This is a genomic window from Sphaerisporangium sp. B11E5 (assembly GCF_039871875.1).
Lineage (GTDB): Bacteria > Actinomycetota > Actinomycetes > Streptosporangiales > Streptosporangiaceae > Sphaerisporangium.
Genome location: NZ_JBDPMD010000009.1, coordinates 186,085 through 207,188, shown reverse-complemented (window position 1 = coordinate 207,188; position 21,104 = coordinate 186,085). Strand labels below are relative to the sequence as shown.

The following is a 21,104-nucleotide window of genomic DNA, read 5'->3' as shown; positions in this document are numbered from 1 at the left end:
TGCCAGACAACCGGCGTGGCGCCGAATCGACGCCCCGCTTCGCCCGCAGGTGCCTACTTCTGCCCGGGTAGCTTGAGCTTGGAGGGGTCGAAACCTGGAGGAAGCTCCAGGCCGGGGGGCAACTGGCCCGCGCCGAGCCCGCCGAGGCCCGGAGGCAGCCGGGGCGTGTCGCCGGACCCGCCGGGCGACGCGGCCTTGCCGAGCGCGGCCTTGCGCGGGTCGCCGCTGACCCGGCGCCCCTTCTTGGCCTTCTTCTGCGCCGCCTTGCCCTTGCGCCCGCCCGGCATGCCGGGGATGCCCATGCCGCCGGCCATCTGGCGCATCATCTTCTGCGCCTCGAAGAAGCGGACCACGAGGTTGGCGACCTCGGTGACGGTGACGCCGGAGCCACGGGCGATGCGCGCCCGCCGGGAGCCGTTGATGATCTTGGGTTCCGCGCGCTCGCCGGGGGTCATCGAACGGATGATGGCGGCGACGCGGTCGAGGTCGCGTTCGTCGACCTGGTTGAGCTGGTCGCGCATCTGGCCCATGCCCGGCATCATGCCGAGGAGGTTCTTGATGGGCCCCATCTTGCGGACCATCATCATCTGCTCGAGGAAGTCGTCGAGCGTGAAGCCGTCGCCGGAGACGAGCTTGCCGGCCATCTTGGCGGCCTCTTGCTCGTCGAAGGTGCGCTGCGCCTGCTCGATCAGGGTGAGGATGTCACCCATGTCGAGGATGCGGGACGCCATGCGGTCGGGGTGGAAGGCGTCGAAGTCCTCGAGCTTCTCACCGGTCGAGGCGAACATGATGGGACGGCCGGTGATGTGACGCACCGACAGGGCCGCGCCGCCGCGGGCGTCGCCGTCCAGCTTGGTGAGCACCACGCCGTCGAAGCCGACGCCCTCCATGAAGGCCTGGGCGGTGGTGACGGCGTCCTGGCCGATCATGGCGTCGACGACGAACAGGACCTCGTCGGGCTGGACCGCGTCGCGGATGTCGGCGGCCTGCTTCATCAACTCCTGGTCGATGCCGAGGCGGCCGGCGGTGTCGATGATGACGATGTCGTGCTGCAGGCGGCGGGCGTGGTCGACGGAGCCGCGGGCCACCGCGACCGGGTCGCCGACGCCGTTGCCGGGCTCGGGCGCGTGGACGGCGACCCCCGCGCGCTCACCGACCACCTGGAGCTGCTGCACGGCGTTCGGCCGCTGGAGGTCGGCGGCGACCAGCATGGGCGCGTGGCCCTGCTCGCGCAGCCAGCGGGCGAGCTTGCCCGCGAGGGTGGTCTTGCCGGCGCCCTGGAGGCCGGCGAGCATGATGACGGTCGGCGGGTTCTTGGCGAACCGCAGCCGGCGCGTCTCGCCGCCGAGGATGGTGACCAGCTCGTCGTTGACGATCTTGACGACCTGCTGGGCGGGGTTGAGTGCCTGGGAGACCTCGGTGCCGCGGGCCCGCTCCTTGACGTGGGAGACGAAGTCGCGGACCACGGGCAGCGCGACGTCGGCTTCCAGCAGGGCGATGCGGATCTCTCGACAGGTCGCGTCGATGTCGGCGTCGGACAGCCTCCCCTTGGACCTCAGGGAGGAGAAGACCGATGTCAGCCGGTCGGAAAGCGTCTCGAACACGTGATTGGCCAGCCTCTGCGCTACGGGTCGTCCGGGGTCGTGCGGTGTGCGACTCGACCTCCCAGCCTAGCCGCTTCCGGGGCCCGTCACGCGTGCCCGCGAGCGGCGGCGCCGTCAGCCACGCCAGCCGGGCACGGACACGCGCATGGTCAGCGCGTGCTCGACCAGGGAGATCAGTGTGCTCTTCACCAGTTCACGCTGCCGCGCGTCGGTGCGCACGATGGGGACCTGCGGCGCCAGGGTGAGCGCGTCGCGCACCTCCTCCTCCTGGTAGGGGTGCTGGCCGTCCCATCCGTTGAGCCCGATGACGAACGGCAGCTTCGCCTCCTCGAAGTAGTCGATGGCGGGGAAGCTGTCGGCCAGCCGCCGGGTGTCGACCAGCACGACGGCGCCGATGGCCCCGCGCACCAGGTCGTCCCACATGAACCAGAAGCGGTGCTGGCCCGGCGTGCCGAACAGGTACAGGATCAGATCACTTTCCAGCGACACCCGGCCGAAGTCCATGGCCACGGTGGTCGTGGTCTTGGTGGGGGTGAGCCCCAGGTCGTCGATGCCCGCGCTGGCGTCGGTCATCACGGCCTCGGTGGTGAGGGGGACGATCTCCGACACGGCGCCGACGAAGGTCGTCTTGCCCACGCCGAAGCCACCGGCGACGACGATCTTCGTCGAGGTCAACCCGCCACGGTTAGAGCCTGCGAAGTCCACTGAGAACCCTTTCGAGCAAGTTGAGGTCCGGCTTTCCGGCGTCCAGTTGCGGCTGGTGCAACTGGACGAGGTTCTCGGCGGCCATGTCCGAGATGAGGACACGAGCCACGCCGAGCGGCACGCGCAGCAGCGCGGAGATCTCGGCGACCGAGCGCACCTGGCGGCATAGCGAACAGATCGCCTGGTACTCGGGGATGAGCCCGGAAATGTCGTGGTAAGCCGGAATTGTGGAGTGAACCAGCGTCTCCATGGCCAGATGCGTCCGCGGCGCCGACCGGCCGCCGGTCACGGTGAAGGGGCGCACCGGCGATGACGGCTCCGGCTGGTAGGGCCGTAGACCGTCCTCCCAGCCAGGACCGCCGCCCATGGAGGTCACCGCGGCGACGACGCCTGAAGCTCGGCGCGCACAGCCGGGGTCAGGACTTGACCGGCGCGCTCGACCATCAGCGTCATCTGGTAGGCCACCAGACCCATGTCGCAGTCGGGGGCCGCCAGCACCGCGAGACACGAGCCGTCGCTGATCGACATGATCAGCAACAACCCACGCTGCATCTCCACCACGGTCTGCGTCACCGCACCCCCCTCGAACACCCGGGAGGCACCCTGCGTCAAACTGATCAACCCCGCGGCCACCGCCGCGAGCTGATCGGCCCGGTCCTTCGGAAAGCCCTCTGAGTACGCCAGCGGCAACCCGTCGGAGGAGACGACCACCGTGTGTGCCACTCCTGGCACCCCCCGGACGAAATCGGTGATCAACCAGTTGATCCCGCGGGCGGCCTGGCTAAGCTCCCTCACTGCTCTTCCTCCATGCGACGCAGCTCAGTGTTGTACGGCACCTCGTCCTCGCTCAGCTCGCCCCGGGCGACCGCGCGGCCCTGCCGGATGCCCTGCTGGAAGCTGGAGAGGCGGTTGCGCGCCCGCTCGGGGGACAGCGGCGGCATGGCCGGCGCGGGCGACGACGGCCCCTGCTCGGCGGCGCCCGCCGAGCCGGGCACAAGATTGGCCTTCGGCACCCGCTTGGGCAGGCCGGCGGAGGTGGTGCCGTCCCGCGCCGGCTCTTGGACGGCCGCGGCGGCCTGCCAGCCGGCGTCCGCGGCGGCCTGCCAGCCGCCGGTCACGGGCGTGTCCGGCTCCTGTGGCTCGGCCCGGCGGAACCAGGCCGACTCGACGGCGGCGAAGATCGGCAAGTACTCCTCCTGATCCATGGGCGCGTTCCGCACAGCGGGAAGCGGGCCGGTGGCGGCGTCATGGTCGGAGGTCTCGTAGCGGCGCGGGCGCATGCGCACCGGCAGCTCGCCCGGCCCGGTCGGCGGGCCGGTGGGCGGCCCGTACCGCTCCGGCCCGGTGGGCGGCCCTCCGTACCGCCCGGGCCCGGTGGACGGGCCGGAGAACGTGCCGTGCGTGGACGGACCGAACCGATCGGAGTTGAACCGCTCGGGGCCCGTGGAAGGGCCGCCGAACGTGCCGGGCCCGGACGGCGGGCCGCCGTACCCGCCGAAACCCCCGGTGCTCCCGAACCCGCCGGTGCCCGAGGGCGGGCCGCCGTACCCGCCGAAGCCGCCTCCTGTGGTGGGGCCCATCGGCCCCATGCCTCCCATGCCGTTGGCCGCGCCGGTCGCCGCGCCGTAGGGGCCGGTCACCGGGCCGAACGACGCGGGCCCTGCCGCGGCGGCGGCGGGGGTGAACAGGCCGGCGGGCTGCGCGTTCGAGGTCCAGGCCGGCGCCCCCGCGGCGGCGGGCCCGCCGGGCGCGTGCGTGGGCGCGCCCATCAGCGACTCCGGCAGCAGCACCATCGCGGTGAGCCCGCCGCCGTCGTGCCGCCGTAACTGCACCCGGATCCCGTTGCGCAGCGCGAGGCGGCCGACCACGAACAGGCCCATGCGGCGGGACACCGACACGTCCACGACCGGCGGGTGGGCCAGGCGCCAGTTGGTCTGGGCGAGCTCCTCGTCGGTCATCCCGATGCCGGCGTCGGTGATGGAGATCATCACGCCGCCGCCGTCGATGCGGTTGGCCGACATGGTGACCCGGGTCTCGCGCGGCGAGAACGAGATGGCGTTCTCGACCAGCTCGGCCAGCAGGTGGATGACGTCGTTGACCGCCTGGCCGGCGATGGACACCCCGGTCGGGACGTGCATCGCGACCCGCTCGTAGTTCTCGACCTCCGACAGCGAGGCGCGGGCGACGTCCAGCAGCGCCACCGGCTGGCTCCACCGGCGCGCGGGCTCCTGACCGGCGAGGACCAGCAGGTTCTCACTGTTGCGGCGCATGCGGGTGGCCAGGTGGTCCAGGCGGAACAGGTCGCCGAGCCTGCTGTCGTCCTGCTCGCCCTGCTCCAGGCCGTCGATGAGGCTGATCTGCCGTTCCACCAGCGTCTGGGTGCGCCGGGACAGGTTGACGAACATGGCGCTGACGTTGCTGCGCAGCTGCGCCTCGTCGCTCGCGAGGCGGATCGCCTCGCGGTGCACCTCGTCGAACGCCCGGGCGACCTCGCCGACCTCGTCGTTGGACATCACGCTGATCGGCCGCACGTCGGGCGGCCCCTCGGCGGCCTCGGACTCGCGCAGCTTCTGCACCAGCTCGGGCAGGCGCCGCCCGGCGATCTCCAGCGCCTCGCGGCGCAGACGCCGGAGCGGGCTGACCAGGGAGCGCGCCACGACGGTGGTGATGACGAGGACCATGATGAGCAGCGCCGCGAGGACGCCGATGTCGATGGCGGCCTGGCTCTGGTCCTGCCTCGCGAACTCGGCGGCCTGGTCGACGACCGTGCGGCCGAGCGCCCGCTGCACCACCTGCATTCGGTCCAGGCCGTCGCTGGCGGCCTCGAACCAGTAGTCCACGTCGCTGCCCACGCCGCCGCTGAGGCCCCGCAGTTCCGCGCCGTCCCGGCTGAGGGACAACACGCGGTCGACCACGCCGGCGGCGCGGTCGATCAGCGGGCTGGTGACGGTGTCGGAGTAGCGCTGGCGTTCGGCGGCGGCGGCGCGGAACAGGAAGGTGGCGAGCTCGCTGGCCTGCTGCGCGCGGGCCGCGTTGAACGCCTCGAGCAGCGCCTGGTCGAACGTGTGGAACGTGAGCGCGATGGACATCAGGCCGCGCTGGCGGGACGCCTGCTCGGCCACGCGGGCGAGGGAGGCGATCGCCGCGGCCCGGGAGCTCAGCGCCTCGTCGCCGCTGCCCCGGCCCGTCTCGTCGAACAGCACCAGGATGTCGTCGATGACCAGGTTGTACTTGAGCATCGAGGGCAGCGGCGGGAGCTGGGTCTCGCCGACGGTCTCGCGCAGCGTGCGCAGCTCGGCGAGCCGGCCGAGCACACGGTTGTACGCCTGGCGGCCGACGTTGCCGAGGCTGGGCTCCACTGTCTTGCGCCGGTCGATGACGATCTGCGCGGCGGTGTCCACGGCGTTCTGCTGCTGGCGGATCAGCAGGCGGGCCTGGTTGCCGCGGCGGCCGTTGGCGACGAACCGCACCGAGAGGTCGCGTTCCAGGTCCAGCTCGTGGACCAGGTCGGCCAGGTTGATGGCGAACTCGGCGACCGTCTGGATGCGTTCGTACTCCGACGCGCTCTGGATGGACCCGTACACGCGGAGACCGCCCAGCAGGACGGCGACCATCGTGGGCACCAGGATGAGCGCGATGAGACGGGTGCGCACCCGCCAGTTGCGCAGGGCCAGCGACCTTCTGGACGACTGCACCGGAGGAGCGGCCTGCCCGCCCGGGTCGGAGAAAGGCCGGTCTGCGTCCGGCGTATCGCGGCGACCGCTCTCGATTGTTGCTGTCCTCACTGGTCGCAACCTCTCGCGGCTGGTCTGCGGTGGGGGAACCATGCGCTTGGTGTGACACATGGCAAGTCAGGGGGCAATTGGAGCATATAGCTGGGAGTTCGACCAAGCAGAATGGCCATTTAGAACGCTCCAAATCATTATTCCGTCCCACTACGCCCCACGATCGGCCAGGTGTCCGAGTTCACCGTCATCGCAAGGGTGCGCCCGGCGCGAAATGACACCAAATCCACTTTTGCCGCGCTCCAACCCCCCAGAAGTCGCAGAGTTCGCATACTCCGCAAAGTGGACTTTTTTACGAGTTTCGTGACATAGGCGGCTTAGCGGTGTAAGGCGGGTTTGCTGCACGCTAGGCTTCACGCTCGCCCAACTCAGCTTCACCGTAGGCACCTGCAGTCACACACCCCCCACGCAACCCAAATAAGGACACCTCAATGAGACGATTTAGGGGTCGTACCTTCATCATCGGCGTCGGCGCGGCGGTGAGCCTCGCGCTCACGGCATGCGGCGGCGGATCCGGCGCGTCGCCTGCCCCCTCAAGTGGCGGGAAGACACTGGAGAAGACCACGATCACCATCGGCGCGCTGCCGATTCCCGACGCCGCGTCCATCCACCTCGCCAAGGCTAAAGGCTTCTTCGCCGCGGAGGGCCTGAACGTCAACATCACGCAGCTCCAGAGCAGCGCGATCGCCGTCCCGAACCTGCTCGGCGGCAGCCTGGACATGATCCTCGGAAACTACTTCGCGATCCTCAATATCCAGGCGAAGAAGGGCGGCGACTTCCGTTTCGTCGCCGACGCCTACCAGGCCAAGCCCGAGTGCTTCGTCCTGGTCGTCCCCAAGGACTCGCGGATCCAGACCGCCAAGGACCTCAAGGGCGCCACCATCGCCGTGCCCGCCGTCAACAGCATCGGCGAGCTGGCGACCGGCTCGGCCCTGCGCACGGTGGGACTGGACCGGCAGAAGGACGTGAAGTTCCAGCAGTACGCCTTCCCCGACATGCCGGCCGCGCTGGCGACCGGCAAGGTCGACGCGGCGTGGATGACCGAGCCGGTCCTCACCGCGGTGCAGAAGAACAGCGGTGCCCGGAAGATCGCCGACACGATGACGGGCGCGATGGCCGACTTCCCGATCGCCGGGTGGACGATCACCAAGAAGTGGGCCGACGCCAACCCCAACACCGTCGCCGCCTTCCAGCGCGCCTACCTCAAGGGGCAGCAGCTCGCCGCCTCCGACCGCAAGGCGGTCGAGCAGATCCTGCCGACGTACAGCAAGATCACGCCGCAGGACGCCGCGGTCATCACCCTCGGGGCGTTCCCGACCACGCTGAGCGCCAACCGCATCCAGCGCGTCGCCGACCTGATGATGGAGTACGGCTACCTGACCGAGAAGATGGACGTCACCCCGCTCCTCATACCGCTGCCTCAATGATCGGACGGCGAGTGGCCCGCGGCGCGACCGGCGTCGCGGGCCTGGTGGTCGCGGCCGAGATCGCCGGCGCGTCCGGGCTGCTCGACCCCGCGGTCCTGCCGCGGATGTCCACGATCCTGCTGGAGGCGGTGCGGCTGCCCGCCGACCCCGAGTTCACCGCCGACCTGGTCGCGACGTTGCGCGTCTGGGCCATGGGCCTGCTGATCGCCGTGCTCGGGGCCGTCCCCCTCGGCCTGGTGCTCGGCAACCTGCGGCGGGCGGAGACGGCCGCCCGCCCGCTGGTGGAGTTCCTGCGGCCCATCCCCTCCATCGCCCTCATCCCCCTGGTCACCCTGCTGGTGCCCTCCACCGAGGCCGTGAAGATCATCGCGGTGGTCTACGCGGCGTCCTGGCCCGTGCTGATCAACACGATGTACGGGCTCAAGGACGTCGACCCCGTGGCCAGGGAGACGCTGCGCAGCTTCGGCTTCGGCAGGCTCGCCGTGCTGCGCCGGGTCTCGCTGCCGAGCGCCGCGCCGTTCGTGATGACCGGGGTCCGGCTGGCGTCGTCCATCGCGTTCGTCGTCACGGTCAGCACCGAACTGCTCGCGGGCGGCGTCAGCGGGATCGGCGTCTACATGATCCGCGCCGGCTCCGGCCTGCGCACCGACCTCATCATCGCGTGCGTCCTGTGGACCGGCGCGCTCGGCCTGGTGGCCAATGTCCTGCTCGTCCGCCTGCAACGGCAGGCCTTCCGCTGGCACGCCGTGAAGGCGGTGGGCGAGCCGTGAGCCTCACCGAAGCACCCGCCCGCCCCGGCCCCGCCGCGCCGGCCCCCCGGCGCCTGCGTCGCGCGCGCGGCACGCTGTGGGCGCTCGCCGCGCGGGTGTGGCTCGTCCCCATCGCCCTCGTCGCGTGGGAGATCGCCACCCGGCGCGCCGACACGGTGTACTTCCCCCCGCCCTCCCAGATCGCGGCCCGGATGCACGAGGTATGGCTGTCCGGCCCGGTGTCCCGCCTCTTCCTCACCGACGAGGCGCTCGGCACCTTCGGCCCGAGCCTCGGACGGCTGTTCGGCGGATGGCTGCTGGCCTGCGTCCTCGGCATCACGCTCGGCATCGCGGCCGGCCGCTCCCGGACCCTGGCCGACTACATCGACCCGATCATCGAGTTCTGCCGGGCCATCCCGCCCTCCGCGCTGATCCCCCTGTTCATCGTGCTGTTCAAGACCGGCACCCAGATGCAGGTGGCCACCATCGTGTACGGCGTGATCTGGCCCATCCTCATCAACACCATCGACGGCGCGCGGTACGTGGACCGCCTCCACACCGACACCGCGCAGGTCTTCGGAGTGCGCGGCGCGCAGCGGCTGCTGCGGGTCGTGCTGCCGTCGGCCGCACCGAAGATCTTCGCGGGCCTGCGCCTCAGCCTTTCCCTGGCCGTCGTGCTGATGGTCGTCTCCGAACTCGTCGGCAGCAGCGACGGTGTCGGCTACCAGCTCATCTACACCCAGCAGACCTTCGACATGTCCGCGATGTGGGGCGCGATCGTTGTGCTCGGCATCTTGGGGTATCTGCTGAACAGTTCGTTCCTGCTCGCCGAGAGGCACATCCTCTCCTGGCACCGGCGAGCCCGGCAGACCACCTGAAGCGCCACCGCGCCGCGGCACCCCGAGCCAGCTCAAGTCACCTGAGGAAACACCGTGCTCGATGTCGTCAACCTCACCCACACCTACGGACAGGGCCCGACGGCCCACCACGCTCTCGGCGGGATCGACCTGAAGGTCTCCGAGGGGGAGCTGGTCTGCGTGGTCGGCCCGTCCGGCTGCGGCAAGTCCACCCTGCTGCGGTCCATCGCGGGTCTCATCCAGCCGACCGAGGGCCACATCCGCATCAGGGACACGGCGGTGACCGGCATCCCTGGCGACCTCGCCGTGGTCTTCCAGGACTACAGCCGGTCGCTGTTCCCCTGGCTGACGGTCGGCGACAACATCGCCCTGCCGCTGCGCCGCCGCGGCATGGACCGGCAGGCCAGGCACCGCGCGGCCGCCGAGGCGCTGCAGGAGGTCGGGCTGGACGGGGCCGCGGCCAAGTACCCCTGGGAGCTGTCCGGGGGCATGCAGCAGCGTGTCGCCATCGCCCGCGCGCTCGCGTACCGTCCCGCGCTGCTGCTGATGGACGAGCCGTTCGGCTCGGTGGACGCCCAGACCCGGGAGGACCTGGAGGACCTGCTGCTCAAGGTGCGTGAGCACCACCGGATGACCGTCCTGCTCATCACGCACGACATCGACGAGAGCGTCTACCTCGGCGACCGCGTGGTGGTGCTGACGAGCGCCCCGGCCCGGGTGGCCGGTGAGCTGCCGGTACGGCTGCCGTCCCCGCGCGACCAGATCGCCACCCGTGAGCTGCCGGCGTTCGTGCACCTGCGCGCCGAGGTGGGGCGGCTGGTGCGCGCCAAGGACCGGCGGGGCTGAGGAGCGCGGCCGCGCCTCGCGGGGCCGCGCTCCCCCGCCCGGCCGCACGACCGTGCGGCCTTGTACGACCAGTACGACCTCTACGACTGGAGGAAGACATGACCGATCCGGCGAGCCCCATCTGGGACGTGCTGCGCAGTAGCTGGCGCGCCTCGGCGATGCGGACGATGGCCGAACTGCGTGTCGCCGACCACCTGGCGGACGGGCCGCTGGCCCTGGCCGAGCTGGCCGCCCGCTGCGAGGCGCACGCGCCCTCGCTCGGCCGGCTGATGCGCACGATGGCGTCGGTGGGCCTGGTGGAGACGGTCGGCGAGGACCGCTACGGGCTGACCGAATCAGGCGCGCTGCTGCGCTCCGACGCGCCGTTCTCGCTGCGCAGCGGTGTGCTGTTCAACACCGACCCCACCGTGGCGCCCGCGCTGGAGGGGCTGACGAGCACCGTGCGCAGCGGCCGCTCCTGGTGGGTGGAGAACAAGGGCGTCCTGTACGACTACATGTCCGGAGACCCCGAGCTCCTCGCGCTCTTCAACGACTACATGACCAACCGCGCCGTGCCGATGGCGGCGGGCGTGGCGGAACGGTACGACTTCTCCGAGGTCCGCACGCTGGTGGACGTCGGCGGGGGGCGCGGCCACATCACGGCGGCGATCCTGCGTGCCAACCCGCGGATGAGGGCCACGCTGTTCGAGCTGGAACAGGTGCTGCCGGCGGCACGGACGGCGTTCGAGTCCTGGGGGCTCGCGGACCGGTGCGAGCTCGTGTCCGGCGACTTCTTCTCGGCCGTCCCCGCGGGCGCCGACGCCTACCTGCTCGGCAGCGTCGTGCACAACTGGGACGACGCCGACGCGCTGCGCATCCTCGGGACGGTGCGGGCGGCCGTGCCGGGGCACGGGCGGGTGCTGCTGGTGGAGATGGTGCTGCCCGACGACGACGAGCCGCACTTCGGCAAGGATCTCGACATCCGCATGATGAGCATCTTCGGCCAGGGACGCGAGCGCAGCAGGTCGGAGTACACCATGCTGCTGGAGAAGGCCGGGCTGGCGATGACCGGCGTGACCGCGCTCCCGTTCAACGCGAGCCTCATCGAGGCCAGGCCCGTCTAGCCGTCCGCGGGGCGTGCCGGGAGCGGGGAACCGCCGGTGGCGGTTCCCGGCCGGAGGCTCAGCGGCCTCCCCAGCCGGGAACCGCCACCCGCATGGTGAGCGCGTGTTCCACCAGGGCGATCAGCGTGGACTTCACCGAGTCGCGCGACCGGGCGTCGGTGCGGACCAGCGGGATGTGCGGCGCGAGGGTCAGCGCCTCGCGGACCTCCTCGTCGGCGTGCGCGTAGTGCCCGTCCCAGCCGTTGATGCCGACCACGAACGGGAGCTGCGCCTCCTCGAAGTAGTCGATCGCCGGGAAGCAGTCGGCGAGCCGCCGGGTGTCCACGAGCACGACCGCGCCGATCGCGCCGCGCACCAGGTCGTCCCACATGAACCAGAAGCGGTGCTGGCCCGGCGTGCCGAACAGGTACAGGATCAGGTCGCGGTCCAGCGACACCCGGCCGAAGTCCATGGCCACGGTGGTCGTGGTCTTGTTCGGGGTGAGGCCCAGGTCGTCGATGCCCGCGCTGGCGTCGGTCATCACGGCCTCGGTGGTGAGGGGGACGATCTCCGACACGGCGCCGACGAAGGTCGTCTTGCCCACGCCGAAGCCACCGGCGACGACGATCTTGGTCGACGTCAGCGCCGGGGCGCGGCTAGAGCCTGCGAAGTCCACTGAGAACCCTTTCGAGCAGGTTGAGATCAGGCTTACCCGTGTCCAGTTGCGGCTGGTGGAGCTGGACCAGGCCCTCTGCGGCCATGTCGGCGATCACGACACGGGCCACCCCGAGGGGCACGCGGAGCAGGGCGGCGATCTCGGCGACCGACCGCACCTGGCGGCAGAGCTGGCTGATCGCCTGCTTCTCCGGGGTAAGGGTCGAGAGGTCTTGGTGGGTCGACAACAAGGAGGAGACCAGCGCTTCCAGGGCGAGCGCGGTCCGGGGGGCCGTGCGGCCCCCCGTCATGGCGTAGGGACGCACCAGGGAGCTCTGCTCCACCGGCCCGGGGCCCGGCCCCGGTGGGACCGGCGCGTCGCCGGGATACCGGCGCGCGTCGTTGATCGACGGATAGGACGGCGGCCCGCTCAGCGGGTCACCGTCATCCGTCCAGCCGCGGGGTGCCACAGCCTTCTCCTCTCATCGGCGTCTCATCGAGGTTGAGACGCCTGGAGCTCGGCACGCACCGCCGGAGTCAAGACCTGACCGGCACGCTCCACGAGCAATGTCATCTGGTAGGCCACCAGACCCATGTCGCAGTCGGGGGCCGCCAGCACCGCGAGACACGAGCCGTCGCTGATCGACATGATCAGCAACAACCCACGCTGCATCTCCACCACGGTCTGCGTCACCGCACCCCCCTCGAACACCCGGGAGGCACCCTGCGTCAAACTGATCAACCCCGCGGCCACCGCCGCGAGCTGATCGGCTCGATCCTTCGGAAAGCCCTCGGAGAACGCCAGCGGCAACCCGTCGGAGGAGACGACCACCGTGTGGGCCACCCCCGGCACGTTGTTCACGAAGTCGGTGATCAACCAGTTGACTCCGCGAGCAGCCTGGCTCAGCTCCCTCACGAGTCCTCCTTGTTCCGTTCACTGTTTCTCATGGATGAAGAAGAGTCCTCGTCGAGATGTTCGCCCCGGGCGACGGCCCGGCCCTTGCGCACACCCTGCTGGAAGCTCGACAGCCGGCTGCGCACCCGGTCGGGCGACAGCGACGGCGGCGGGCTGAACACCGAGGGCGTCGGGTCCGCGGACCCGGGCACCAAGTTGGCCTTGGGGACGCGCTTCGGCAGGCCCGAGGAGGTGATGCCCCCCAGGGACGGGTCGCTGGCCGCCCGCGCCGCCTGCCAGCCGGCGTCCCCTGGGGACGACCAGGCCCTCGACTCGGCCCCCACCCGCTCCTCGCCCAGCCGGTCGGCGGCGGGCGGTACGGGCTGCTCCTCGCGGACCACGACCTCCGCCTCGCTCTGCGGCTGCGCGGAGGGCTCGCTGCGGCGGAACCAGTCCGACTCGACCGCGGCGAAGATCGGCAGGTACTCCTCCTCGCCGCCGTCCAGCGCTGAGCTGTGCACGGCGGGCAGGGGGCCGGTGTGGTCCAGGTCGGGTGTGGCGCCGAAGCGGCTCGGCCGGTCGAGCGGGCCGGTCACCATGGGCCCGGTGGACGGGCCGCCCGGCGAGCCGCCGGTGGGAGGGCCGCCGTAGGACGAGCCACCTGTCGGCGGGCCGCCGTAGGACGAGCCGCCCGTCGGCGGGCCGAACATGGATCCGCCGGTCGGCGGGCCGCCGGGGGACGACGGGGCCTGCGCGCCGCCGGGCACGGCCGGCCACGACGCGGTGTCCTGGTCGGCGAGGCCGGGCCAGGCGTTGCCGGGGCCGGTGTGGCCGGGTCCACCCCCGGGGGGCGGCACGTCCGCGGGCCACGGGGTGTCCAGCGGTGGGTTGGGGTTGAAGTACTTGTCGAACGGGTCCTCGTCGCCCCGCTCGAACGGGTTGCCGCCGGGCGTCTGCGTGGGGGCGGGGCTCTCGAACATGTTGCGGGGGCCGCCGGGGCGCTCGAAGGGCGGCCGGCCCGCGGCGGGGCGCTCGAACGGGTCGCGCTCGAACCGCTCGAAGGGGTCGCGCTCGAACGGGTCGCGCTGGAACGCCCCCTGGCCGCCGGGCGGGGTGGCCGCGGCGGGGTCGTCCGCGCCGAACACCGGGGGACGCCCGCCGCCGCGCGTCCCGGCCGGCTCGAAGCCGCCGGACCCGCCGAACGGGGCGCCGCCGAACGACGGCGCCTGCTGCGGTGCGCCGTACTGCCCGCCGGTCGCCGGGCCCATGGCCTCCGCGGGCATGCCCGCGAACTGGGGCGCGCCGCTCGCCGACAGCAGGGCGTCCGGCAGCAGGACCATGGCGTTCAGCCCGCCGACGTCCTGCTGGCGAAGCTGCACGCGGATGCTGTGGCGCAGCGCGAGGCGGCCGACCACGAACAGGCCCATGCGGCGGGACACCGACACGTCCACCACGGGAGGGTTGGCGAGCCGCCAGTTCGCCTCGGCCAGTTCGTCGGCCGTCATGCCGATGCCGCTGTCGCTCACCGAGATCATGACGCCGCCGCCGTCGATGCGGTTGCTCGACACCACGACCTTGGTCTCGCGGGGCGAGAAGGAGATGGCGTTCTCCACCAGCTCGGCGACCAGGTGCACGACGTCGTTCACGGCCTGGCCGATGACGGAGGTGCCGGACTGGACGCGCACGTCCACCCGCTCGTAGCTCTCGACCTCGGACAGCGACGCGCGCACGATGTCGACCAGCGGGACCGGCTGGCTCCAGCGGCGCGCGGGCTCCTGCCCGGCGAGGACCAGCAGGTTCTCGCTGTTGCGGCGCATGCGGGTGGCCAGGTGGTCGAGCTTGAACAGGTTGGCGAGACGGTTCTCGTCCTGTTCGCCCTGCTCCAGGCCGTCGATGAGGCTGAGCTGGCGTTCCACCAGCGTCTGGCTGCGCCGGGACAGGTTGACGAACATCGCGTTGACGTTGCTCCGCAGGCGGGCCTCGTCGCCCGCCAGGCGGATCGCCTCGCGGTGGACCTCGTCGAAGGCCCGTGCGACTTCTCCCATCTCGTCCCGCGAGTTGACGCCGATGGGCACGACCTCGGCCGAGGGATTGCTGTCGCTGGTCTCGCGCAGGCGCTGGACGGTCTCGGGGAGGCGGACGCCCGCGATCTCCAGCGCCTCGGCGCGCAGGCGGCGCAGGGGGCGGGTCAGCGAGCTCGCCACCACCGCGGTGATGATGAGGACCAGGAGCAGCAGCACGAGGATGAGGCCACCGGAGATGAGGGCCTGCCGCTGGGCCTCGTCGCGCAGCGCCTGGCTCTGCTGGACGACCGAGCCGACCAGCCGCTCCTCGACCTGGCGCATGCGGTCGACCACCGCGGACGACGCGGCGTACCACACCGAGGTGTCGTCGCGGCGCAGCGGGTCCAGGTCCTGGATCTCCTTGTACTGCCGGAGCTGGGACAGGGCCAGGGCGCGCATCGAGTCCGCCTTGTCGACCTGCTGCCCGCTGACCGTGTCGTCGTAGAACTTCGCGTCGGCCGGCGAGGCTTCCGCGATGAACCTCGCGGTCTGGCTCTCCTGCCGGCTCCAGGAGCCGGGGAAGTCGACGAAGTCGTCGTAGTCGAAACCGGCGCCGCCGGCGGCGCGGGAGGTCAGGGCGACCGTCATGAGGCCGCGCTGGCGGGCCGCCTCCTCCTTGGCCTGGCTCAGGGCGTTGAGGGCGATGCTGTCGCCGAGGAGGCGCTGGTCGAAGCCGGAGGTGCCGAGCTCGCCCTGCATGCGCTGCAGCACGCTGATGACGGCGGAGTACATGCGGAGCGCCGCTCGGGGGGGCACGGAGGGCTCGGCGATTCGTTCGCGCAGACCGGGAAGGCCCTCAAGCCAGCGGCGGATCTCGTCGGCCTCGGCGCGGACACGCGCGGTGTGGGAGGCGTCCATGTCGGACACCAGGGACAACACAGGCTCCCTGGCCTGGTCCACGGCGTCCTGCTGCTCGCGCACCTTCTTGAAGCGGGCCTGGCGGCGTCCCTCCGCGATGTACCACGCGGTGAGGTCGCGCTCCTTGTCCATCTCGTGGATGAGGACGTCGATCCTCTCCACCAGGGCGGCGACCTCGGTGAGGCGGCTGTACTCGGCGGAGGTGCCGACCGCGTTGGTGAGCTGCACAGCGCCGAGGATCACACCGACGATGGTCGGGATGATGATCAGGGCGATCAGTCGTGATCGCACACGCCAGTTGCGCAGCCGGAGCCAGCTTCCGCCCTTCTGCGTACGTGGCATGACGGGCGCGGACCGCTCCACGCGGCCACTACGACCCGGATTGCCCCGAGGGTCCTGTGTGCTCACTGGATTACGCAACCTCTCACCGGGCCTGGCGTGTAGGGGGGTACGTCACGCGCGGGGCGCATGAGACGTCCGAAACATCCATCAGGCGAGGGTAATTGCAACACACCTGTACCAGATCGGCCAACAGCACATTGATTGACAAATGTCACCAAACACCCATCTAAGCGGATAAATCCCCCTTCTCTCTTCCGTAACTATGCGGAGCGGAGAGCTGCAGGGGGCCGGGACGCACATGTTCCTGACCCGGCGACGGATCAACTGACATCGCCCATCATGGCCCAACCACTCCCGTTCCGGCACCGGTTCCGGTCCGGCGCCGGGGGATTCACGGGAGTGGCGGAACATGACCCAAATGGCACTTGGGGCGTGTCACAACCCCTCAGGCGGGGGCCACGGCGCCCTCGATCAGGTCGGCGGCCTTGCGCAGGCCGTCCCGGCGGCGGATCTCCTCGCCGGCCTCGGCGAGCCGCGCCCGCAGGTCCTTGTCGGCCAGCAGCCGCTCCACCGCGCCGGTGAGCTCCTCGTCGGCGAAGGTGTACGTCGACAGGCGCACCCCGTACCCGAGCTCGTGCACACGCTGCGCGTTGTCGTACTGGTCCCAGAACAGCGGGAGCAGGATCATCGGTTTGCCGAAGTGCAGGGACTCGGTGGTGGTGTTGTTCCCGCCGTGCGTGATGACCAGGTCCACCAGGGGGAGGATCTTGGTCTGCGGCACGATCTCGGCGCCCCACATGTTGTCCGCCAGCTTGATCTCCTCGTGCAGCGGGCCCTTGGAGACGATGTAGCGGTGCGGCGTGGTGCCGAGCAGGTCGATGACCCGCTGCATCAGCTCGACGTCGGCCGAGCCGAGCGAGCCGAGCGAGAAGTAGACCAGCGAGCCCTCGCCGCCCGCGAGGGTTTCCGGCAGCTCGAACTCCCCGTCGGTCTCCCGCACCGAGGAGTCCAGCCGGTGCCAGGACGGGCCGAGCGGCCGGGCGTCGGTGTAGTCGAGGATCTCCGGGTACACGTAGAGGTTCAGGTCGCCCTCGTGGATGAACTCCAGGTCGGGCAGCGCGGGCGCGCCCTGCTCCATCACCCAGGCGTTGAACGCCTCCCAGATCTCCCGGTGCGTGCGGTCGTACTCGGCGCGGAACGCGTCCCACTGCGAGGTGTCCTCGGCGGGCAGACCGGAGAACACCGGCGCCACGCCGTCGCCCTTCACCTCCAGCGGGTTGCAGGACACGATGCGCACGTACGGCTTGCCCGCGGTGAGCAGCGCCGGGAACGCGATCACGTTGTCCTCGACGACGACGTCGGGCCGCACGCGCTCCATGATGGCCTTGAGCTGCGGCTCGCAGTACTTGGCGCCGTCGATCAGGGCGTCCCAGATGGGCTTGGTGACGGTCTCCAGCTGCTCCAGCGTGGACTTGCGGTACTCGGGGGCCGTGTCGCGGATGAAGTCCTTCCAGAACTGACCGGCGTCCTGCTCCTCCTCCGCCGGCGGCGCGAGGTCGACCAGGTCCTCCTCGAAGCCGAGCGCGGTGAGCTTGCCCTTCCACGACGCCTCGGCGGCGAACACCACACGGTGACCACGCTTGCGCAGGATGTCGGCGACGCCGATGCAGTTGTTCGTCGGCCCGTAGGCGCTTTCCGGCATGAACAGAATGGTGGCCATCGGCCCTCCGTTAGTTGAAGGTTGGTTCAAATAGTGCGGATGGGGTAGACGAATATGCAGCTATCGCTGGCACGGGGCAGACAGAGCACTTTAGACTCCGTCTTCAACATCGGGGTGAACGGGGAGGGACGGCATGAGCGCGCGCAAGAGCCGGGCCGATCGGCGGGTGGACCTCATCGAGGCCGCGCGGCGTGCCATCCTGCGGCACGGCACCCAGGGCGTGCACCTCAACCACGTCGCCGAGGAGGCGGGGCTGACGTCCGGCGCGGTGCTCTACCACTACCCCGACCTCAGCGAGCTGCTGGTGGAGGCCCACCACGCCGGCATGGAGCGGTTCTACGAGCTGCGCGTCAAGCGCGTCGCGGGGGTCAGCGACCCGGCGCGCAAGCTCGTGGTGACGGTGCGCTCGGGGCTGCCGGTCGGGCCGGACGACCCGGGCGTGCGCCTGCTCAACGAGCTCGGCGGGGCCGCCGCCCGCAACCGCGTGTACGCCGTGCTGCTCACCACGCTGTACGACCGCCAGGTCGCGCTGTACCAGTCGATCCTGGACACCGGGGCGGCGCTCGGGGTGTTCCGGCTCAGCGACGACTCGGTGGTCATCGCCCGCAACCTGGTCGCCCTCGAGGACGCCTACGGCTACCGCATCACGGCCAGGCACCCGGTGATCGGCCCGGAGGAGGCGGCCGGCCACATCCTCAGCTACGCGCGCACCGCCACCGGCAACTCGCTGAACGGCGACTGAGCTCACCGCGCGATCAACACCGCGTCGGAGGGCCGCCAGTCCAGGCCGACCGCGGCGCCCGCCTCCACCCGCGCGGGGCCCTGCGCGGCGACCAGCACCGGCCGGTCGTGGCCGGGCACCCGCACGGCGATGTGGGACACGCCGCCGTAGAAGCTGACGTCCGCCACGACACCCTTGAGCACGCCGCCGCTCGTGAGGCGCACCGACTCCGGGCGCACGCCGAGCAGCGCGGGGGCGCCCGCGGCGAACCCGCCCTGCGCCGGCAGGGTGCCGAGGCCGGGCACCTCCAAGCCGTCCCCGGCCGCGGTGCCCTCGAACAGGTTGTTGTCCCCGATGAAGCCGGCGACGAACGGCGTGGCGGGCCGCTCGTACAGCCGCACCGGGGCGTCCACCTGCTCCACCCGGCCGGAGTTCATCACCGCGATGCGGTCGGCCAGCGACATCGCCTCCTCCTGGTCGTGGGTGACCACGACGAAGGTGATGCCGACCTCGTGCTGCAGCCGCTTGAGCTCCAGTTGCATCTCCGCGCGCACCTTCTTGTCCAGCGCGGACAGCGGCTCGTCCAGCAGCAGCAGCCGGGGCCGCTTGACGATGGCGCGGGCGAGCGCGACACGCTGGCGCTGGCCGCCGGAGAGCTGGTGCGGGCGGCGCCCGGCCTGCGCGGCGAGGCCCACGGTGTCCAGCACCTCGGCGACGCGGGCACGCACCTTGGCGCGCGGCAGCCGTTCGCGCTCCAGGCCGTAGGCGACGTTCTTGGCCACGGTCATGTGGGGGAACAGCGCGTAGGACTGGAACATCAGGTTGACCGGGCGGCGGTGCGCCGGCCGGGTCAGCAGGTCGGCGCCGTCCAGGGTGACCGTCCCCGAGTCGGGGCTCTCGAAGCCGGCCAGGATGCGCAGCAGCGTCGTCTTCCCGCATCCGCTCGGGCCGAGCAGCGCGAAGAACTCCCCCTGCCTGATGTCGAGGGTGACGCCGTCCAGGGCGAGGACGTCCCCGAACCTCCGCGAGACCCCCTCGATGCCCACCAGCGTCTGGGACGCGGCGGGCGCCTGGGCGGCCGGTGAAACAGCGGTCATCGAAGCGACTCCGTCAGTCGGGTCATGCGCTGGGCGGCGATGACCACGGTGAAGCTCACCGCGAGCAGCAGCGTCGCCAGCGCGTTGATCTCAGGGGTGACGCCGAAGCGCACCATCGAGTAGATGACGATGGGCAGGGTCGGCTCGGTCGGGGCCGCGGTGAAGAACGCCATCACGAACTCGTCGATGGACAGCGTGAACGCCAGCAGCGCACCCGCCGCGATGCCCGGCGCCAGGGTGGGCAGCGTGACGCGCGCGAACGTCGCCACCGGCGTCGCCCCGAGGTCGCGGGACGCCTCCTCCAGCGAGGTGTCGGCGTGGGTGAGGCGGGTGCGCACCACCGCGGCGACGAACGCCATGCCGAACACCGCGTGCGCGAGGATGATCGAGTGCAGCCCGAGCGTCATCCGGATCGCCGAGTAGAAGACCAGCAGCCCGATCGCGAGGATCAGGTCCGGCAGCACGGCCGGCAGCAGACCGAAGGCGTCCAGCAACCGTGACCTGGTGTAGCGGGCCAGGCCCACCGCGAGCAGGGTGCCGAGCACCGTGGACAGCACCGTCGTGCCCGCGGCCACGATCAGCGTGTTGACCAGGCCCTGGCGCACGGTGGCGTCCCCGGCCAGCTCGCCGAACCACTTGAGGCTGAAACCCTCGTAGACGTACGGCGACTTGCCGGAGTTGAACGACATGACGACGAGCACGACGATCGGTGTGTACAGGAAGACGTACGTCCCCCAGAAGGGGACGCGGATCAGCCGCGGCCTACGCACGACGGTCGCCTCCGTACATCCGCGACGCCCACGCCTGCAGGAACAGCAGCACGATCAGCGCCGCGATCACGGCCAGCATCAGGGTGGAGCCGAACGGCCAGTCACGGGCCTTCAGGAACTGGTCCCTGATCAGGTTGCCGACCATGATCGACCGGCCACCGCCGAGGATCTCGGGGATGACGAAGTTGCCGAGGCACGGCACGAAGACGAACACGCACCCGGTGAGCACGCCCGGCATGGTCAGCGGCAGCGTGACCGACCAGAACGTGCGGGCCGGGCGGGCGCCGAGGTTGGCCGACGCCTCCCCCAGCCGGGGGTCCAGCCGCTCGATCGCGGCGTACAACGGAAGGATCATGAGCGGGAGATAGGAGTACAGAAGGCCGACGACGATCGTGCCTTCGTTGTACAGCAGCTTCAGCGGCTCGTCGACGATCCCGAAGCCGGTGAGCACCTTGTTCACCAGACCGGGCCCGCTGAGCAGGATCACCCAGGCGTACACCCGGATCAGGAAGTTGGTCCAGAACGGCAGCACGATCGCGACCAGCGCCACGGTCTTCCACCTGCGCGGCAGCCGGGCGATGACGTACGCCGTCGGGTACCCGATCAGCAGCGCCAGCAGCGTGGTGAGTGCGGCGATCTTGATGGAGCTCAGGACGATGTCGAAGTAGAGCGGATCGACCAGGCGGGTGAAGTTCTCCCCGGTCGCCTCGTACACCACGCCGCCGAACCGGCCCCTGCGGAAGATCGTGTAGCTCAGCAGGAGAGCGAGCGGCACGATCAGCAGCACGATCAGATAGGTGAGACCGGGCCCGAGGAAGACCAGGCGCGCGGCGGCGAGCCCTGGCACGCGGACCCGGCGCGGCGGGCGTCCCGGGGTGGGACCGCCCGCCGCGCCGGGGCGCGCCACTTCTTGTTCGATGGTCAACGCC

General features: G+C 70.9%; 19 protein-coding genes. 6 read left to right on the top strand and 13 right to left on the bottom strand.

What is annotated here, in order from left to right; translation table 11 throughout:
* Positions 1 to 53: 53 nt before the first annotated feature.
* From ffh to ABGB17_RS12405, 5 genes are all read right to left on the bottom strand, one after another.
* On the bottom strand, positions 54 to 1,604 hold the full coding sequence (ffh, locus tag ABGB17_RS12425; protein ID WP_347628669.1) for a signal recognition particle protein: 1,551 nt from the start codon (positions 1,602 to 1,604) through the stop codon (positions 54 to 56).
* A 114-nt stretch (positions 1,605 to 1,718) separates the two neighbouring features.
* Positions 1,719 to 2,279, bottom strand: a complete 561-nt coding sequence (locus ABGB17_RS12420) for an ATP/GTP-binding protein (protein ID WP_347628667.1) — start codon at positions 2,277 to 2,279, stop codon at positions 1,719 to 1,721.
* A gap of 10 nt (positions 2,280 to 2,289) precedes the next feature.
* Positions 2,290 to 2,676, bottom strand: coding sequence for a DUF742 domain-containing protein (locus ABGB17_RS12415; protein ID WP_347628665.1), 387 nt, complete (start codon positions 2,674 to 2,676; stop codon positions 2,290 to 2,292).
* A 5-nt stretch (positions 2,677 to 2,681) separates the two neighbouring features.
* Positions 2,682 to 3,104, bottom strand: coding sequence for a roadblock/LC7 domain-containing protein (locus tag ABGB17_RS12410; protein ID WP_184979453.1), 423 nt, complete (start codon positions 3,102 to 3,104; stop codon positions 2,682 to 2,684).
* Entirely contained in the window at positions 3,101 to 6,004 is a 2,904-nt protein-coding gene (locus ABGB17_RS12405) for a nitrate- and nitrite sensing domain-containing protein (RefSeq protein WP_347628663.1), read from the bottom strand. Before ABGB17_RS12405 ends, ABGB17_RS12410 begins: the two co-directional genes overlap by 4 nt.
* Positions 6,005 to 6,525: 521 nt before the next feature.
* Here ABGB17_RS12405 and ABGB17_RS12400 point away from each other — a divergent pair.
* The 5 genes from ABGB17_RS12400 (at position 6,526) to ABGB17_RS12380 (ending at position 11,076) form a co-directional block, all read left to right on the top strand.
* On the top strand, positions 6,526 to 7,521 hold the full coding sequence (locus ABGB17_RS12400; protein WP_347628661.1) for an ABC transporter substrate-binding protein: 996 nt from the start codon (positions 6,526 to 6,528) through the stop codon (positions 7,519 to 7,521).
* Entirely contained in the window at positions 7,518 to 8,291 is a 774-nt protein-coding gene (locus tag ABGB17_RS12395; RefSeq protein WP_347628659.1) for an ABC transporter permease, read from the top strand. Before ABGB17_RS12400 ends, ABGB17_RS12395 begins: the two co-directional genes overlap by 4 nt.
* Positions 8,288 to 9,148, top strand: coding sequence for an ABC transporter permease (locus ABGB17_RS12390; protein ID WP_347628657.1), 861 nt, complete (start codon positions 8,288 to 8,290; stop codon positions 9,146 to 9,148). Before ABGB17_RS12395 ends, ABGB17_RS12390 begins: the two co-directional genes overlap by 4 nt.
* Before the next feature lie 54 nt (positions 9,149 to 9,202).
* Positions 9,203 to 9,973: an ABC transporter ATP-binding protein gene (locus ABGB17_RS12385; protein WP_347628655.1), complete on the top strand. Its 771-nt coding sequence runs from the start codon at positions 9,203 to 9,205 to the stop codon at positions 9,971 to 9,973.
* A gap of 98 nt (positions 9,974 to 10,071) precedes the next feature.
* Entirely contained in the window at positions 10,072 to 11,076 is a 1,005-nt protein-coding gene (locus ABGB17_RS12380; RefSeq protein ID WP_347628653.1) for a methyltransferase, read from the top strand.
* Between the two features lie 58 nt (positions 11,077 to 11,134).
* On the opposite strand, the gene ABGB17_RS12375 is transcribed toward ABGB17_RS12380, so the two are convergent.
* The 5 genes from ABGB17_RS12375 to ABGB17_RS12355 all read right to left on the bottom strand — a co-directional run bounded on the left by ABGB17_RS12375 (position 11,135) and on the right by ABGB17_RS12355 (position 17,587).
* Complete coding sequence (locus ABGB17_RS12375) at positions 11,135 to 11,731, bottom strand: ATP/GTP-binding protein (RefSeq protein ID WP_347628651.1); 597 nt, start codon at positions 11,729 to 11,731, stop codon at positions 11,135 to 11,137.
* A complete protein-coding gene (locus ABGB17_RS12370; protein ID WP_347628649.1) occupies positions 11,712 to 12,179 on the bottom strand; it encodes a DUF742 domain-containing protein in 468 nt (155 codons plus the stop codon). The genes ABGB17_RS12375 and ABGB17_RS12370 overlap by 20 nt, the downstream gene beginning before the upstream one ends.
* Positions 12,180 to 12,202: 23 nt before the next feature.
* Entirely contained in the window at positions 12,203 to 12,616 is a 414-nt protein-coding gene (locus ABGB17_RS12365; RefSeq protein WP_221475307.1) for a roadblock/LC7 domain-containing protein, read from the bottom strand.
* Between the two features lie 5 nt (positions 12,617 to 12,621).
* The gene (locus ABGB17_RS12360) at positions 12,622 to 15,867 is read right to left on the bottom strand and encodes a nitrate- and nitrite sensing domain-containing protein (protein ID WP_347628647.1); all 3,246 of its coding nucleotides are present in this window, start codon (positions 15,865 to 15,867) and stop codon (positions 12,622 to 12,624) included.
* 445 nt (positions 15,868 to 16,312) lie between these two features.
* Positions 16,313 to 17,587 carry a glycosyltransferase gene (locus ABGB17_RS12355; RefSeq protein WP_347628645.1) on the bottom strand — a complete coding sequence of 425 codons (1,275 nt, stop codon included), beginning with the start codon at positions 17,585 to 17,587 and terminating at the stop codon, positions 16,313 to 16,315.
* A 133-nt stretch (positions 17,588 to 17,720) separates the two neighbouring features.
* Here ABGB17_RS12355 and ABGB17_RS12350 point away from each other — a divergent pair, with 133 nt between their 5' ends.
* The gene (locus tag ABGB17_RS12350; protein ID WP_347628643.1) at positions 17,721 to 18,329 is read left to right on the top strand and encodes a TetR family transcriptional regulator; all 609 of its coding nucleotides are present in this window, start codon (positions 17,721 to 17,723) and stop codon (positions 18,327 to 18,329) included.
* Positions 18,330 to 18,331: 2 nt separating this feature from the next.
* On the opposite strand, the gene ABGB17_RS12345 is transcribed toward ABGB17_RS12350, so the two are convergent.
* The 3 genes from ABGB17_RS12345 to ABGB17_RS12335 are packed head-to-tail and all read right to left on the bottom strand — an operon-like array spanning position 18,332 to position 21,100.
* Positions 18,332 to 19,405, bottom strand: a complete 1,074-nt coding sequence (locus tag ABGB17_RS12345) for an ABC transporter ATP-binding protein (RefSeq protein WP_347628641.1) — start codon at positions 19,403 to 19,405, stop codon at positions 18,332 to 18,334.
* Positions 19,402 to 20,175 carry an ABC transporter permease gene (locus tag ABGB17_RS12340; protein WP_347628639.1) on the bottom strand — a complete coding sequence of 258 codons (774 nt, stop codon included), beginning with the start codon at positions 20,173 to 20,175 and terminating at the stop codon, positions 19,402 to 19,404. The genes ABGB17_RS12345 and ABGB17_RS12340 overlap by 4 nt, the downstream gene beginning before the upstream one ends.
* The gene (locus ABGB17_RS12335) at positions 20,168 to 21,100 is read right to left on the bottom strand and encodes an ABC transporter permease (protein WP_347628637.1); all 933 of its coding nucleotides are present in this window, start codon (positions 21,098 to 21,100) and stop codon (positions 20,168 to 20,170) included. Before ABGB17_RS12335 ends, ABGB17_RS12340 begins: the two co-directional genes overlap by 8 nt.
* Positions 21,101 to 21,104 lie beyond the last annotated feature (4 nt).

Excerpts from the sequence above, each read along its gene's own strand:
- ABGB17_RS12395 (WP_347628659.1), top strand. The coding sequence starts at position 7,518 with ATGATCGGACGGCGAGTGGCCCGCGGCGCGACCGGCGTCGCGGGCCTG.
- ABGB17_RS12400 (WP_347628661.1), top strand. The coding sequence starts at position 6,526 with ATGAGACGATTTAGGGGTCGTACCTTCATCATCGGCGTCGGCGCGGCG.
- ABGB17_RS12380 (WP_347628653.1), top strand. The coding sequence starts at position 10,072 with ATGACCGATCCGGCGAGCCCCATCTGGGACGTGCTGCGCAGTAGCTGG.
- ABGB17_RS12345 (WP_347628641.1), bottom strand. The coding sequence starts at position 19,405 with ATGACCGCTGTTTCACCGGCCGCCCAGGCGCCCGCCGCGTCCCAGACG.
- ABGB17_RS12355 (WP_347628645.1), bottom strand. The coding sequence starts at position 17,587 with ATGGCCACCATTCTGTTCATGCCGGAAAGCGCCTACGGGCCGACGAAC.
- ABGB17_RS12350 (WP_347628643.1), top strand. The coding sequence starts at position 17,721 with ATGAGCGCGCGCAAGAGCCGGGCCGATCGGCGGGTGGACCTCATCGAG.
- ABGB17_RS12415 (WP_347628665.1), bottom strand. The coding sequence starts at position 2,676 with ATGGGCGGCGGTCCTGGCTGGGAGGACGGTCTACGGCCCTACCAGCCG.
- ABGB17_RS12360 (WP_347628647.1), bottom strand. The coding sequence starts at position 15,867 with ATGCCACGTACGCAGAAGGGCGGAAGCTGGCTCCGGCTGCGCAACTGG.